The sequence below is a fragment of the Nocardia yamanashiensis NBRC 100130 genome (genome assembly GCF_001613325.1).
Taxonomy (GTDB): domain Bacteria; phylum Actinomycetota; class Actinomycetes; order Mycobacteriales; family Mycobacteriaceae; genus Nocardia; species Nocardia yamanashiensis.
Window position 1 is genome coordinate 385,385 of the sequence record NZ_BDCD01000016.1, and the last position, 14,573, is coordinate 399,957.

Annotated in this window: 13 protein-coding genes; 8 read left to right on the forward strand and 5 right to left on the reverse strand. The window is 68.6% G+C overall.

What is annotated here, in order from left to right:
• Position 1: 1 nt before the first annotated feature.
• Positions 2-925 (reverse strand): undecaprenyl-diphosphate phosphatase, encoded by a 924-nt coding sequence (locus tag NY1_RS18375; RefSeq protein WP_067714373.1) that lies wholly within the window; start codon positions 923-925, stop codon positions 2-4.
• A 197-nt stretch (positions 926-1,122) separates the two neighbouring features.
• Between NY1_RS18375 and NY1_RS18380 the strand changes: the two genes are divergently transcribed.
• From NY1_RS18380 to NY1_RS18400, 5 genes are all read left to right on the forward strand, one after another.
• The gene (locus tag NY1_RS18380; protein WP_067714376.1) at positions 1,123-2,127 is read left to right on the forward strand and encodes a phosphatidylinositol-specific phospholipase C; all 1,005 of its coding nucleotides are present in this window, start codon (positions 1,123-1,125) and stop codon (positions 2,125-2,127) included.
• 36 nt (positions 2,128-2,163) lie between these two features.
• Complete coding sequence (locus tag NY1_RS18385) at positions 2,164-2,997, forward strand: MBL fold metallo-hydrolase (RefSeq protein ID WP_067714379.1); 834 nt, start codon at positions 2,164-2,166, stop codon at positions 2,995-2,997.
• A gap of 229 nt (positions 2,998-3,226) precedes the next feature.
• The gene (gene tuf, locus NY1_RS18390; protein WP_067714381.1) at positions 3,227-4,402 is read left to right on the forward strand and encodes an elongation factor Tu; all 1,176 of its coding nucleotides are present in this window, start codon (positions 3,227-3,229) and stop codon (positions 4,400-4,402) included.
• Positions 4,403-4,518: 116 nt separating this feature from the next.
• The gene (locus NY1_RS18395; RefSeq protein WP_084535078.1) at positions 4,519-5,478 is read left to right on the forward strand and encodes a purine-nucleoside phosphorylase; all 960 of its coding nucleotides are present in this window, start codon (positions 4,519-4,521) and stop codon (positions 5,476-5,478) included.
• 54 nt (positions 5,479-5,532) lie between these two features.
• Positions 5,533-6,687, forward strand: coding sequence for an acyl-CoA dehydrogenase family protein (locus NY1_RS18400; protein ID WP_067714597.1), 1,155 nt, complete (start codon positions 5,533-5,535; stop codon positions 6,685-6,687).
• A 3-nt stretch (positions 6,688-6,690) separates the two neighbouring features.
• On the opposite strand, the gene NY1_RS18405 is transcribed toward NY1_RS18400, so the two are convergent.
• From NY1_RS18405 to NY1_RS18420, 4 genes are all read right to left on the reverse strand, one after another.
• Positions 6,691-7,506, reverse strand: a complete 816-nt coding sequence (locus tag NY1_RS18405) for an SDR family NAD(P)-dependent oxidoreductase (protein ID WP_067714384.1) — start codon at positions 7,504-7,506, stop codon at positions 6,691-6,693.
• Between the two features lie 185 nt (positions 7,507-7,691).
• Positions 7,692-8,099 (reverse strand): hypothetical protein, encoded by a 408-nt coding sequence (locus NY1_RS18410; protein WP_067714386.1) that lies wholly within the window; start codon positions 8,097-8,099, stop codon positions 7,692-7,694.
• A 23-nt stretch (positions 8,100-8,122) separates the two neighbouring features.
• Positions 8,123-9,436 carry a HAMP domain-containing sensor histidine kinase gene (locus NY1_RS18415; protein ID WP_067714389.1) on the reverse strand — a complete coding sequence of 438 codons (1,314 nt, stop codon included), beginning with the start codon at positions 9,434-9,436 and terminating at the stop codon, positions 8,123-8,125.
• 47 nt (positions 9,437-9,483) lie between these two features.
• Complete coding sequence (locus tag NY1_RS18420) at positions 9,484-10,146, reverse strand: response regulator transcription factor (protein ID WP_067714392.1); 663 nt, start codon at positions 10,144-10,146, stop codon at positions 9,484-9,486.
• Between the two features lie 74 nt (positions 10,147-10,220).
• Here NY1_RS18420 and NY1_RS18425 point away from each other — a divergent pair, with 74 nt between their 5' ends.
• The 3 genes from NY1_RS18425 to NY1_RS18435 all read left to right on the forward strand — a co-directional run bounded on the left by NY1_RS18425 (position 10,221) and on the right by NY1_RS18435 (position 14,569).
• Positions 10,221-12,173 (forward strand): glycoside hydrolase, encoded by a 1,953-nt coding sequence (locus NY1_RS18425; protein ID WP_067714394.1) that lies wholly within the window; start codon positions 10,221-10,223, stop codon positions 12,171-12,173.
• Positions 12,170-13,096 carry an endonuclease/exonuclease/phosphatase family protein gene (locus tag NY1_RS18430; protein ID WP_157762313.1) on the forward strand — a complete coding sequence of 309 codons (927 nt, stop codon included), beginning with the start codon at positions 12,170-12,172 and terminating at the stop codon, positions 13,094-13,096. The genes NY1_RS18425 and NY1_RS18430 overlap by 4 nt, the downstream gene beginning before the upstream one ends.
• Positions 13,097-13,228: 132 nt before the next feature.
• Positions 13,229-14,569, forward strand: a complete 1,341-nt coding sequence (locus NY1_RS18435; RefSeq protein WP_067714400.1) for an ABC1 kinase family protein — start codon at positions 13,229-13,231, stop codon at positions 14,567-14,569.
• The last annotated feature ends 4 nt before the right edge of the window (positions 14,570-14,573 follow it).

Genomic DNA, 14,573 nt, shown 5'->3' on the forward strand with positions numbered 1-14,573 from the left:
TTCACCAGAAGTGCAGTACCGACACCGGACCGGCGATCAGGCAGTAGAGCGCGAACAGCAGCAGCGTGCGGGTCTGGAAGAACCGCTCCAGGAATCGCACGGCGACCCACGACGACAGCCCTGACACCAGCGCGCCGAGCAGGATCGGCCCGCGAAACCCGGCGGTGTCCGGGCCGACGAGTTCGGGCAGTTCCAGCACCCCCGCGCCCAGAATCGCGGGGGTGGCGAGCAGAAAGGCGAATTTGGCGGCGTGCTCGTGTTCCAGGCCCCGCCACAGCCCGCCGACCATGCTCAATCCGGCCCGGCTGAAACCGGTGATCAGCGCACCCGCCTGCGCGCAGCCGATGCCGACCGCGTCGGTGGCGCTGAGCGCGGCCAGGGGCCGATCGGTCTGGCGCAGCGCGCGGGTATCGGCGGTCCGGGTGCGATGCAGGACGAAGCGCCGGCCGTACTGCGCGAGGGTGGGCTCGTTGCGGCGGCGCAGACCCTCCCCGATGATCAGCACCACGCCGTTGAGGGTGAGGAAGACCGCGGCGTAGATCGGCGCGGAGAACAGCGCGTGCAGTGAATGTTCCAGCAGCGGACCGAGTATCGCGACCGGCAGCGTGCCCAGTACCAGCAGCCAGGCCAGCCGCTGCGGGACGGTATCGATCCGCCGGGTGCGCAGCGTGTCCAGGAACCCGCCGCCGATGGCCAGCCAATCGTGGCGGTAGTGCGCCAGCAGTGCCACCGCCGTCGCCACGTGCAGTGCCACCACGAACGCCAGATACGGTGTGCCCCCGCTCGATTCGTCTTCGGTGAGCCGTGCCCAGTCGCCGCCGAGCCAGGCCGCGACCAGGACGGAATGACCCAGGCTGGAGACGGGGAAGAGTTCGGTGAATCCCTGCACCGAGCCGATGACAGTCGCTTCGAAGTAAGTGAGCATCGCGAAGGAGTTTTACATGGGGGTGCGGGCCGATTCCTGGCAGGTAGCTGTGATCCGATATGTCCGAATTCCTTGGTGAACAACGGGTTTCGATCCGGCGACCGCAAAACCCGGACGGTTGGTCCAATGTCCAGCTAGGCTCGCGGCGCGAATGCGCAAGATCGCATTCCGAGGATTCGGCAAGAGTTGAGGCGTGGATGAGGACGAGTCGTAGAGAGCTGCTGCGGGTGGCGGTGGGTGCGGCGCTGGTCGCCGGAGTCGGGACGGGCCCGGCGTGGGCGGCCCCGGTGCGCCGGGCGGCCGAGACGCCACAGGCCTGGATGACGGGTCTGGCCGACAGCACTTCGCTACTGCGACTCACGATTCCGGGCACTCACGATTCCTGCTGCACCGACCCCGCGAACGGCACCGAATGGGCGCACACCCAGAACTGGTCTCTGCCCGAGCAATTCGCGCACGGCATCCGCTTCCTCGATATCCGCTGCAATGGTTTGCAGGATCACGTCAAGGATTCGTTCGGCATCTACCACGGGCCCGCGTATCAAGGGATCACCTTCGACGAGGTCTTGAACCAGTGCCGGGATTTCCTGTCCCGCAATCCCGGTGAGGTCCTGATCATGCGGGTGAAGAAGGAGGACGGCACCGGCAATGACGTCGGCACCGACTTCGCCCGGATCTTCGACGGCTACCTGGACGCGAAGGGCTACCGTTCCCTGTTCTGGATCGGCGAGCACGTCCCCGCACTGGGCGAGGCGCGCGGCAAGGTCGTGCTGATCACCCAGTTCGCCAATCAGCTACCGGCGCTGCGCTGGCCGGGCGGCGACAATGGCAATGTCTCCAATTCGACCTTCTACGTGCAGGATCGATACCAGGGCCGTGGTCTGATGGGCCTGGACTCCGGCACCTCGGCGGGCTCGTCCGGCTCGTCCGGAACCGGCTCCTCCGGCGGCGACAAGTTCGATTATGTCCGCGCCTGCTTCGACAAAGCCGCCGCCGATGCCGCCAATACGCTCATGTACATCAACTTCACCAGCTATGCCGACCGTGCCTGGCCCAAGGACAATGCCGCCGCCATCCTCCCGAAGGTCGAGAACTACCTGACCGAACATCGCGAACAGCCCGGCCACTTCGGCATCGTGCCGATGGATTTCCCCGACCGGTACCCGAACGTCCTGAACCTGCTGCTCGAGCGCAATCCGTAAGCTGGCAGCGGCGCTATCTGAACTCGAGGAGACGGTATGGGTGCTGGGCTGGACGTGCGGTGGATTCACGGGTCGCCATCGGCCAAGCACAATACCGATCCGGATATCCAGGCGTACGCCTACGACGAGCGCACCGTGATCCTGCGGCAGAACATGGCGATCGATTACGAAGCGCCGTTCCTGTTCCTGCTGTTCGGCTCCGAGCGTGCGGTGCTGATCGATACCGGGGCGACCGCCGCGGCGGAGTTCTTCCCGCTGCGCCGGGCGGTCGACGAGCTGGTCGAAGGATGGCTGGCGCGCAATCCCCGGCCGGGCTACGAACTGCTGGTGCTGCACACGCACCCGCACGGTGATCATGTCGCGGGCGATGCTCAGTTCGCCGATCGCCCGGGCACCACCGTGATCTCCGGTGACCTCCGAACCGCCTGGCGGTACTTCGGATTCGACGAGCAGCCCGATGCGCTGGCGACAGTTGACCTGGGCGACCGGGTGCTGGAGGTGCTGGCGACGCCGGGGCATCACGAGGCGGCGGTCACCTACTACGACCCGCGCACCGGCTTCCTGCTCACGGGCGACACGGTCTATCCGGGCCGGCTCTACATCAAGGACTGGGCGGCGTTCTCGCGCAGCATCGACCGGTTGATCGAATTCGCCGACGAGCGACCGGTCACCTACGTGCTGGGCTGTCACATCGAGATGACCACCACGCCCGGCGTGGACTACCCGGTGCGCACCACCTATCAGCCCGACGAGCCGCCGCTGGAGATGACCCCGGCGGTGCTGCGTGAAATCCGTTCCGCCATAGCCGAAGTCGGCGAGACGCCGGGCCGTCTAGTCCGCCCGAACTTCATCCTCTACCCCCTGTCCTGAAAATCGCTGGCGCGCAGTCCGTCCACGCGTCATGATCGTCCCCATGTTCTCGCAGTCCATCGCCGCATACCCCGCAGTCGCGGGTGCGATGGCTGCTGTCTGGGCACAGTCCGCATTCGACGGCGCACGAAGCTGACCTTCTCCGGGACGTCCCGGGACCTCAGACGGGGAAGGTCGGCTCGTTGCTTGAGGTCCCCTCGAAACCTGGACTCCCGGACGGAGATTCGTCATGGCCAAGCAGGCCTACATTCGTAACAAGCCGCACCTGAACATCGGCACCATGGGTCACGTCGACCACGGCAAGACCACGCTGACGGCCGCCATCACCAAGGTGCTCGCGGAGCGCGACGGCGGGAAATTCGTGCCGTTCGATCGCATCGACCGGGCCCCGGAGGAGATCGAGCGCGGCATCACCATCAATATCGCGCACGTCGAATACGAGACGGCCACCCGGCATTACGCCCACGTGGACATGCCCGGCCACGCCGACTTCGTGAAGAACATGATCACGGGGGCGGCGCAGCTGGACGGCGCGATCCTGGTGGTGTCGGCGCTGGACGGCATCATGCCGCAGACCGCCGAGCACGTGGTGCTGGCCCGGCAGGTCGGGGTCGAGCACATCGTGGTCGCGGTCAACAAGGCCGACGGCGCGGACGCCGACCTGCTGGAGCTGGTCGAGCTCGAGGTGCGGGAACTGTTGTCCGCCAACGGATACGACGGCGACGAGCTGCCGGTGGTGCCGGTATCGGGGCTGAAGGCGCTCGAAGGCGACGGGCACTGGTCGCGGGAGCTGCTGCGGCTGCTGGACGTCATCGACGAGTACATCCCGCTGCCGGTGCGCTACACCGACGCGCCGTTCCTGATGCCGGTGGAGAACGTGCTCACCATCACCGGGCGCGGCACCGTGGTCACCGGCGCGGTGGAGCGCGGGCAGGTCCGGATGGGCGACCGGGTCACCGTGCTCGGCTTCGGCGAGACCATCGAATCGGTGGTGACCGGCGTCGAAACCTTCGGGCGCACCATGGAATCCGCGGAGGCGGGCGACAATGTCGCGCTGCTGCTGCGCGGGGTCCAGCGCGGGCAGGTGCAGCGCGGGCAGGTGGTCGCGGCCATCGGCAGCATTGCCGTGCACCGCGGCTTCACCGCCCGGGTGCGGCTGCTCAGCGCCGCGCAGGGAGGCCGGCGCACCCCGATCGCCTCGGGGTACCGCCCGCAGTTCTTCCTGCGCACCGGCGATGTGTCGGGGCAGGTGGTGCTGCCGCAGGGGCGCGCGGTGCCGGGGGAGACCGTCGAGATGACGGTGACCCTGGATCGCGCGGTGCCGCTCGAGCCCGGCCTGGGCTTCGCCGTCCGTGAGGGCAACCTGACGGTGGCGGCCGGGACGGTGCTCGCCGTCGACGGCTGACCCCGGCCGCAGGTCCCGGTTCCGAGCTGTGTGCTCGGGACCGGGACCATTCCCCGACACACCGATACGGTCGCTCAAATCGGCGTTTCACACGGCGTGTCTCCTAGTCTGGCGCAATGACCACCCGTTGCCAGAAGTTCGCCGCCGCCGTGGGCGTGGCCGCCGTCGCGCTCGCCGGATGCTCGAGCGGATCGAAGTCCGAGAGCTCGGACAAGATCGATGTCGGGGTGCTGGTCATCACCATGTTCGATCCCGAGAACAAGGTGTGGCTCGACAAGGAGCAATTGCCCACCACGGTCGAGGTGCCCGGCGCGTACAAACCCGTGCGCTGCAATGCGGACAAGCTGTGCGTGGCCGAAACCGGTCAGGGCAAGGCCAATGCCGCCACCACCATGATGGCGATTCTGGGCAGCGATAAGTTCGACTTCTCCGACGCCTACTTCCTCACCGCCGGAATCGCGGGCACCCCGCCGGATCAGGGCACGCTCGGTGCGGCCGCGTGGGCCCGCTGGGTGGTGGATTTCGACCTGGGCAATCACCTCGATCCGGCCGAGGCCCCCGAGGTCCCCTACGGGTACCGCCCCGTCGAGGACTACAACACCGCCGCCTACCGCCTCGATGATGCCTTGGTGGACAAGGCATTCGAGCTGTCACAAGGCGTGCAGCTCGCCGACACCCCCGAAGTAGCCGCCGCCCGTGCGCAATACCCGGGCCAGGAGGGCCGCAAGCCCGCGGTCATGAAGTGCGACACTATGACCGGCGACGACTTCTACTCCGGCAAACCGCTCTCCGACACCGCCCGCTACATCATGGAGCTGCGCACCAAGGGCCAGGGCGTCTACTGCACCACGCAGATGGAAGACAACGCCACCGCCACCGCGTTGCAGGCGCACGGCTACCTCAACCGCTACCTGTCGCTGCGCACCATGAGCAATTTCGATCAGCCGTACCCGGGTCAGACCGTGGTGCAGCACCTGGACAGTTCGACCGGCGGCTTCGAGCTCGCCTGCGAGAACGCCTACACGCTCGGCAAAGTCGTCGCAGGCTACCTGCTGAAGAACCCGCCCCAGCGCTGACTCCGGCCGGAATTCTCTGCCCCGGCGGCGCGGGCAGCGCGGACCATGGGTGCCATGGAACGCGGACATTACGGCGACGACCACCTGGCATTCGCGGAACTGGCGCGCGGGTTCGCGCGCAAGGAGGTCGCGCCGCGCTATGCGGAGTACGAGGACGCCGGGATCGTGCCGCGCGCGGTGTTCGCGCGGGCGGGTGAACTCGGGCTGCTGGGTTTCGCGGTGCCGCAGAGTTACGGCGGGCTGGGGGTGGCCGACTTCCGGTTCAACCAGATCCTCATCGAGGAGTTCATGGAGGCCGACTGTGCGGGCGTGGGCCTGAACTTCGCCCTGCACAACGACATCTGTACGCCATACTTGCTGCAGTTCACGACCGGAGAACAGCGCGAACGCTGGCTGCCGGGCTTCGTCGCGGGCACCCGCATCGCCGCCATCGGGATGACCGAGCCGGGCGCGGGCTCCGATGTCGCGGGCATCCGCACGGCCGCTGCGGATTGCGGCGACCACTACCTGGTCAACGGCGCGAAGACCTTCATCACCAATGGCATCAACGCCGACCTGGTCATCACCGCGGTGCGGACCTCACCGGAACGGCATCGCGGGCTCACCCTGCTGGTGATCGAAAGCGGGATGGACGGTTTCGCGCGCGGCCGCAATCTCGACAAGCTGGGCCTTCACTCGCAGGACACGGCCGAGCTGAGTTTCACCGACGTGCGGGTGCCCAAGGCCAATGTGCTCGGTGAACCCGGCCGCGGTTTCGAATACCTGATGCGCAACCTGCCCCAGGAGCGCATGCAGATCGCCGTCGCCTGCCTGGCGCGGGCGCGCGCCGGACTGCGCTGGACCATCGAATACGTCGGTGGCCGAACGGCTTTCGGGCAGCCCATCGGCGGCTTCCAGCACACCAAATTCAGCCTGGCCGACGTGGCCACCGAGGTCGCGGTGACCGAGGCGTTCATCGACAAATGCGTCCTGGAATTGAATGCCGGCCGTCTCACGCCCGCCGATGCGGCCAAGGCCAAACTGTGGGCCTCGGAAACCGAATTCCGCTGCCTGGACCGCTGTCAGCAGCTGTTCGGCGGCTACGGCTACATGCGCGAATACCCGATCGCCCGCGCCGCCGCCGACGCCCGGGTGACGCGGGTGTACGGCGGGACGTCGGAGATCATGCGCGAGATCATCGGCCGCGACCTGAAACTGACCGAACTTTAGCGGTCAGCGCTTCAAGCCGTGGCTGGCGGCGATCAGGCGCTCCATGACCGTGCGCGGCACCAGCCGGCGCACCGCGAACATGAGCGGCGCGTTACTGCCCACGGCGTACAGCGGTTTCGGCCGATCCGCCGCGGCGGCGGCCACGATGGTCTTCGCGACCTGTTCCGGCGCAATGCCTTTGGACATCTTCTCGTCCAGGGTCGCCATGAACTTGGTGAAATCGGTTGTGTGCGGCGAACCTTCGTCCAGGTACTTGGTGCGCCGCTCGCTCAGCCCGGTATCGATCTGCCCGGGTTCGACGGTGGTCAGCCACACCCCGAACGGCGACTCCTCGAACCGGGCCGCTGTCGCGAAGGCGCGCACGGCCGCCTTGGTCGCGGCGTAGGAGGAGCGGTACGGCATCGGGAAACTGCCGATCATGGAGCCCACCATGATGATCCGCCCGTACCCGCGCTCGCGCATACCCGGCAGCAGCCGCTGGGTGAGGGTGACCGGACCCAGCACATTGAGCTGGAACAGCCGCTCGACCGCCGCCGTGGGCAGTTCGGCCAGCGGCCCGGCCTGGCTCTCGCCCGCATTGTTGACCAGCACGTCCACCGCGCCCAGCGCCGCCACGAAACGGTCGATCGAGCCGGCGTCGGTGAGATCCAGCGCCCGGTAGTCCACTCCGGGCAGCCGGTCGGCGGCGGCGATCGAATCAGGATTGCGGCTGGTGCCGATCACCTTGTGGCCAGCGGCCGCGAAAGCCGCCGCGGTCGCTCTGCCGATGCCGGACGAAGCGCCGGTGACCACCACGGTGCGGGTCGAATTGCTGCTCATGGTCAGGAACGCTAGCCGCTGAACGCACCCCGAGCCACACTCCGACACCGAACGATACGGCGAAGACCGGCACGAACAGAACTGCTTGGGTGCTCATGCCGGGCCATCGGGGACACGCAGGATCGCTGTTACGTGACGATTTGCGATGAATTCGCAGCATACCTACCGGTTCTCGGCCGAGCCGGTCACTTGGGCAGCGGGTACGCCTGCTGCGGCATGCCCTCGGCCATGACCGTGAGCTGGGTGAAGTATCCGTCGACGGGCTTGGACAGGGTCACCGCGGCGGGCGTGGTGTCGCGGCGGCCGTCGGCGCAACTGGGTTCGCAAGTGTTGCTGTTCTCGATGCCGCGGCCGTGCGCGGCGTCCGCGGTCCAGTCCGTCCAGGTCAGTCCGGAGACCGACAGATTGCCGTCGGCACAGGTGATGGTGATCTGCGAGGGCCGGATCTCGGGCTCGGAGACGCAGTTCTTCATCTGCGGGAGCGCGGCCGGGGTGGACGCGGACGACGCGGCGGTCGAGTCGTCGCCGGAACCGCAGCCGGTCACCGCGGCGGCGAGTAGGAGCGCGGTGGCGAGGGCGACGGGCAAACGCATTGATCCTCCTGATCGTTCGGCTATCAATGGGCGGGAAATCGCATACGGAACTCGGCGCCGCGACCCGGTTCGGACTCGACCGAGAGCGTGGCGGCATGGGCGTCGGCCACCTGCGCCACGATCGCCAGGCCGAGACCGTGGCCGGGGGTGGCGCGGGCGGTGGGGGAGCGGTAGAAGCGATCGAAGACGTGCGGCAGGTCGGCGGCGGCGATGCCGGGACCGGTATCGCGGACGGTCAGGGTTCGGTCGTGTAGTGCCACTTGGACTTTCGCGCCGGACGGGCTGAACTTGGCGGCATTGTCCAGGAGATTGGTGATGGCCCGGCCCAGGCGCGCGGCGCTGCCGGTGACGGTGGTGGGTTCCAGGTCGGTCGTGAAAGTGATTGCGGGCCAATGCCTGCGGGCGATTTCGAGACGGTCGGTCACGAGGGTGTCGAGGCGCAGGTCTTCGAAGCGTTCCGGGACGGCGTCGGGGTCGTCGGCGCGCGCCAGATCGATGAGATCGGTGACCAGGCCGGACAATTCCTCGGCGCGATTGCGCAGCGCGGCGGCGGTCTCGGTCAATTGCCCGGCGCTCAGCCGGTCGGCGCGGCGCAGCAGGTCGATATCGGTGCGCAGGGCGGTGAGCGGGGTGCGCAGTTCGTGCGAGGCGTCGGCGATCAGGCGTTGTTGTGCCGCACGGGAATCGCGTTCGGCCGACAGCGCGGCATCGAGTTCGGCCAGCATGGTGTTGATGCTGGCGGCCAAGCGGGCGAGTTCGTCGGAGCCGGTCACCGCGATGTGCTCGCCCGGATCCCGGGTGCGGGCCACCCGTTCGGCGGCGGCGGTGAGGGTGGCCACCGGTGCGAGCGCGCGGCGGGCCAGCAGGATGCCGATCCCGGCCGCCAGCAGCGTGCCGGCCAGTGCCGCCACCAGCAGCGCCGAGCCGACCCGGCGCAATCCGGTGTCGATGGTGTCCGAGCGTTGCGCGATCTGTACCGCACTGCCGGGGCGCAGCGGTGCGGTGTACATGCGCAGGGGGTAGCCGTCCACGGTGACGTCACTGAAGAACGCGCCGGTGGATCCCGCTGCCACCGCGCGGGTTCCGGCGTCCACCGGCAGGCTCTGCTCCGGATCGTGCTCGGATTCGATGCCGCCGTCGGCGGCCACCACCTGTACGCAGCTGGGCGCGGCCAGATACCGGCAGGGCCCGGAGATGGTGGCCAGGGACGGTTCGGTCGGAAACTGCCGTTCGATGCGGGTGGCCTGGCGGCGCAGGTTCAGGTCCAGGGTGCTGTTGAACTCGTGCCCCACCACCACGTAGGCGGCGGCCGCCATGCCCGCCAGCGCCAAAGCCATTGCTAGCACGAAGAATACGGCGATTCGGCCGCGCAATCCGAGCCGGGTCACGCCGGTCCCAGCCGGTAGCCGACGCCGCGCACGGTGTGGATGAGCGGCGGGCGGTCTTCGGCGTCGAGTTTGCGGCGCAGATAGCGGATATAGACCTCCAGCGAATTCGACGTCCGGTGCCCCCACACCCGATCGATGAGGGTTTCGCGCGGCAGCGCCTGCCCGGCATTGCGCAGCAGCACTTCCAGCAGCGCGAATTCGGTTCGGCTCAGCTCGATTTCGGTCCCGGCGCGGCGCACGGTGTGTGCGGCGGTGTCCATCACCAGATCGCCCGAGGACAGCACCGCGCCGTCTTCGGGGTACGTGCGGCGCACCAATGCGCGCACCCGCGCCAGCAGTTCGTCCAGATCGAACGGTTTGACGAGGTAGTCGTCCGCGCCGGCATCCAGGCCCGCGATGCGATCGGCCACCGCGTCGCGGGCGGTGAGCATGAGGATCGGGGTGCGGTCACCGCGCCCGCGCAGCGTCCGGCAGGTGGCCAAACCATCCATGAACGGCATGAGCACATCCAGCACCACCACTTCCGGCTGCCACCTGGCAACCTCGGTGAGCGCGGTGGCGCCGTCCCCGGCGGCCTGGGTTTCGTAGCCTTCGCTGCCGAGGGCGCGCACCAGCGCGTCCCGCACCGCGGGCTCGTCGTCCACCACCAATACGCGCACCCCACGAATATACGGATCGACCGCACCTGGGCATTCTCATCCGGCTCTCATGTCGGCTGTCCAGGGTGACCGGTATGGAACATCGGAAACTGCGCCGGGCCGGGGCGGTCATCGCCATTGCGGGGGTCGCCGCGACCGGTCTCGCCGCGTGCGGGAACGAACCGGTTTCGGCCGTGCCACGCCTCGAGGGCAATCAGGTGGTTATCCCTATCGACGGCGGTATGGCCGAGGTGGACACCACCTCGCTGGCCGTGGGGGCGACCGCTTCGGGGCAGCGGATGGAATTGTCCGGCCCGGCGGACGGCGGACTCGGCGCGCCCGGACCGGTGCGGGTCGAAGGGACGGCGGCGGCCTGGAGCTATCCCGAGCGCGGGCTCGCGGTCCGGGCCGACGCGGCCGACGGGCGCCTGCGCATCGAGGTGAGCGGCGAGCGCGACGGGAAACTGGTGTGGCCGGTCACCGGCGGCGACCGGGACGCGCGATCGCTGCAACTGCCGCGCGGTGAGGGACTCTCGCTGCCGGTGCGCGACACCTTCTGGAACGGTCCGGACACCGGTCTCGTCGGTGAAAACCTCTCCCTCACTTCGGGATTGACCATGCCGTTCTGGGGTTACCGGATCGGCGAGCGCGGTGTCGGCTACGTGGTGCCCACCGATATCGGCAGCAGCGTGACCGTCGAGTCTGAGGACGGCCGGCTGCTGGCGCGGGGCGAACACGACTTCGCCCCCGGGCGCGGCACCGGTGCGTACCGCGTCGATTTCGCGCTCACCGACGCCTCCCCGGTCGCGGCGGCGCGGGACTACCGGGACTGGCTGCTGCGGCACGGTGAGTTCCGCGCGCTGACGGACAAGATCGCGGAGAACCCGGCGGTCGGCAAACTGCTCGGCGCGTTCCACGCCTACCTGTGGGGCGACGGCCGCGGTCCGGAAGCCGTTGCGCAGCTGCGCAAGCTGGGCATCGATCGGATGTGGCTGGGCTACGACGCCGACGGGGACCCGATGTCGGCGGACGCGGTCCGGGAGGCCGAACAGGCCGGGTACCTGGTGGGCCCGTACGACTCGTTCGACAATGCCCAGGACCCCGCCACCGCCGACAATCCCTCGTCGCGCTGGCCCGGCCGGCTGTGGCCCGACGGCTGCGTGCACGATGCCGACGGCACACCGGAGACCGGATTCGGCGGGCGCGGTTGCTATCTGAGCACCGAGGTGCTGCAACAGGACCCGAAGCTCTACCGGGACCGCTACGCCACCATGACCGCCAACGGCGCGGACAGCTACTTCCTCGACGTGGACGCCGCCGGAGAATTCTTCGACGACTACAGCGCCGGGCACCCCATGACCCAGACCCGGGACCGGGAGAACCGCCTGGAACGCATGCGCTGGCTGGCCTCCGACCGCAAGACCGTGCTCGGCTCGGAATCCGCCGGGGCCTGGTCCGCGCCGGTGCTGGCCTTCGATCACGGCGCCCAGAACCCGATCTCGGACCGGCTGTGGAAACTCCAGCGCGACAAGCAGACCTGGGGCGCATACTACCCGGCGCAGGCGCCCAAGGCGTTCTTCCAGCCCGTGGACCTGCCCGCCGATCTGGTGAAGGCGATGTTCGATCCGGTGTACCGGGTGCCGCTGTACGAAACCGTGCTGCACGATTCCCTGGTCAACGTCGACAGGTGGGAGCTGTCGTATTACAAACTGCCGCAACAGCGGACGATGCGGGCGCTCACGGCGATCCTGAACAACACCCCGCTGAACTTCGCGCTGGACCGGGCGGCCATCGACGCGCACGGTGCGGAAATCGCACGGCTGCAACAGTTCTTCGCGCCCCTGCACGAAGCGGCGGGCACCCTGGCGATGACCGACTTCCGGTGGCTCACCGACGACCATCTGGTACAGCGCAGCGTCTTCGGCGCCGGCAAGCTCACCGTGACCGCGAACTTCGGCACGCAGGACCGCGACGGGCTGCCCGGCGGTTGCGTGGACGCACAGCTCGCGGGCGACGAAACGCCGCGGCGACTGTGCCCGGCGCAGTGACCGGCGTGCGCCCGGCGCACAGGGCGCTCGTATTCGGCAGTGCCGCAGCGGTTCTCACCGTGCTGCTGATCGGCCACGAATGGATTCCGGATATCGCCGGGTCCGGCATGCTCCTGGACGCGGCCGCCCCGTGGCTCGGCCTGCTCGTCCCGCTGCTCGCGGTGCTCGCGATCCTGCTGCGCAGTCCGGCGGGCGCGGTCACCATGCTCGTGCCGTTGCTGGCTTGGGCGTACGCCTTCGGTTCGTGGTGGGCCCCGCATCCCGGGGCCGCCACCCCGGGCGGCGGGCTGACCATCGTGTCGCAGAATCTGTTCGCGGCCAATGGTTCTCCGGTGGCGACCGCTCGGGCACTGCTCGCCGCCGATGCCGACCTGGTCGCGGTCCAGGAGTTCGCGGGCTCGAATCGCGCACCGGTGCAGCGCATTCTCGATACCGCCTACCCCTACCGCGAGGAGCTCGGCACGGTCGCGCTGTGGAGTCGTTTCCCGACCTCCGATACCGAGATCGCCGACGTCGGCATCGGCTGGACGCGCGGCCTGCGCACCCGGATCGCCGCGCCCGACGGGGCGCTCGTCGTCTATGTCGTGCACCTGCCCTCGATCCGCCCGGGGGAGACCGCGGTGCGTGATCGCGGCTTGGCGGTGCTCTCCCGTCAGCTCACCGCCGATCGGGCCGAACGAGTGGTGGTAGCGGGCGATTTCAATACCGCGACTACCGACCGGCGCTGGACCGGGTTCGCTCCCGGATATCGAGATGCGTTGTCCACCAGTGCTTCCGGACCCGGATTCACCTGGCCGTCGGCCTTTCCGCTGGTCCGCCTCGATCATGTGCTGGTGCGCGGCGGCGTCATCGGCTCCGCCGCGGTCCTGCACACGCCAGGCCCCGACCACCGCGCCGTGCGCGCCACCATCGCCTTCGGCTGAGTCCACCGCCCGCGGCCGAGTCCATTGCCTGCGGCCGAGTCCGCCGCGTGATCGACCCCGTCCCAAATCCGGCCTACACTGTCTGAGACAGGGGCGTTGGCAGGTGCTCGTGGCGAGGAAAGGAACGGCAACGTGGCCGGACTCAGGAGAAAAGGCATCACCCGCATGGCGAAGGTGGCGAGCATTCCCGCCACCCTGCTGGCCCAGCGGGTCGCCGCCACCGGGCGGGGGCTCATGGCGGGCGCCGAACGCGGCAGCATCACCGACGAAATGCTCGACAATGCCGCCGACCAGGTCTTCGCGGTGCTCGGCGAACTCAAGGGCGGCGCCATGAAACTCGGGCAGGCGCTCAGCGTCGCCGAGGCCGCGGTGCCGCCCCGCTTCGCCGAGCACTTCCGCGAAGCGCTGACCCGCTTGCAGCAGGAAGCCCCGCCCATGCCGGTCGCGGACACCCATCGCATGCTGGACCTGCAGCTGGGCACGGCGTGGCGGAAACGGTTCGCGCACTTCGAGGATCAGCCGATCGCGGCCGCGAGCATCGGGCAGGTGCACAAAGCGGTCTGGCACGACGGCCGCCCGGTCGCGGTGAAGGTGCAGTATCCCGAGGCCGAGGAATCGCTGCGCTCGGATCTGATGATGCTGCAAATGGTTTCGGGCGCGTTCAACACGTTCATGGCCGGCACCAATGCCCGGCAGCTGATCGAGGAGTTCCTGGCCCGCACCGAGGACGAACTGGACTACCGCATCGAGGCGGCCTATCAGCGCCGCTTCGCCAAGGCCTTCGCCGGGGACGCGCGCTTCTTCGTGCCGCGCGTGGTGGCGGCCGCGCCTAAGGTGCTGGTCAGCGAATGGATGAACGGAACCCCGCTGTCTCGCGTCATCGCCGATGGCTCCCGGGCCGACCGCGACCGCGCCGGGCTGCTGCTCGCCGAATTCGCGCTGTGCTCGCCCAGCCGCGTCGGCCTCCTGCACAGCGATCCCCATCCCGGCAATTTCCAATTGCGGCCGGACGGGCGGCTGGGCGTCATCGATTTCGGGGCGTGCGCGGAGACCCCGCGCGGCCTGCCCGAGGCCGCCGGGCGCATGGCGAGCTGTGCGCTGGCGGGAGACTACGACGCGCTGGAGCGGGTGCTGCGCGAAGAGGGCTTCGTGAAGCCCGGAGCCGCTATAGAAATGGCCCCCATCCGCCGGCGCATCGAACCGATCGTCGCGCAGATCGACGGACAGGATTTCCATTTCAGTCGCGCCATGTTGCAGGAGGACGTGGCCCGGGCGCTGGATCCGGAGAACATCTCCCTGGTCAATGCCCGCGCCATGAAAGCTCCCGCCGACCGGCCCGAATACGCCATGTTCGGGCGGGTGCTGGGCGGCGTGGTGGGCATCTGCGCGCAACTCGATGCCCAGGGACCGTTCCTGGGCCTGGCCGAACAGTGGATCCCGGGTTTCGCCGGAACCCGGGAAGCCGCCGGCTGAGTCG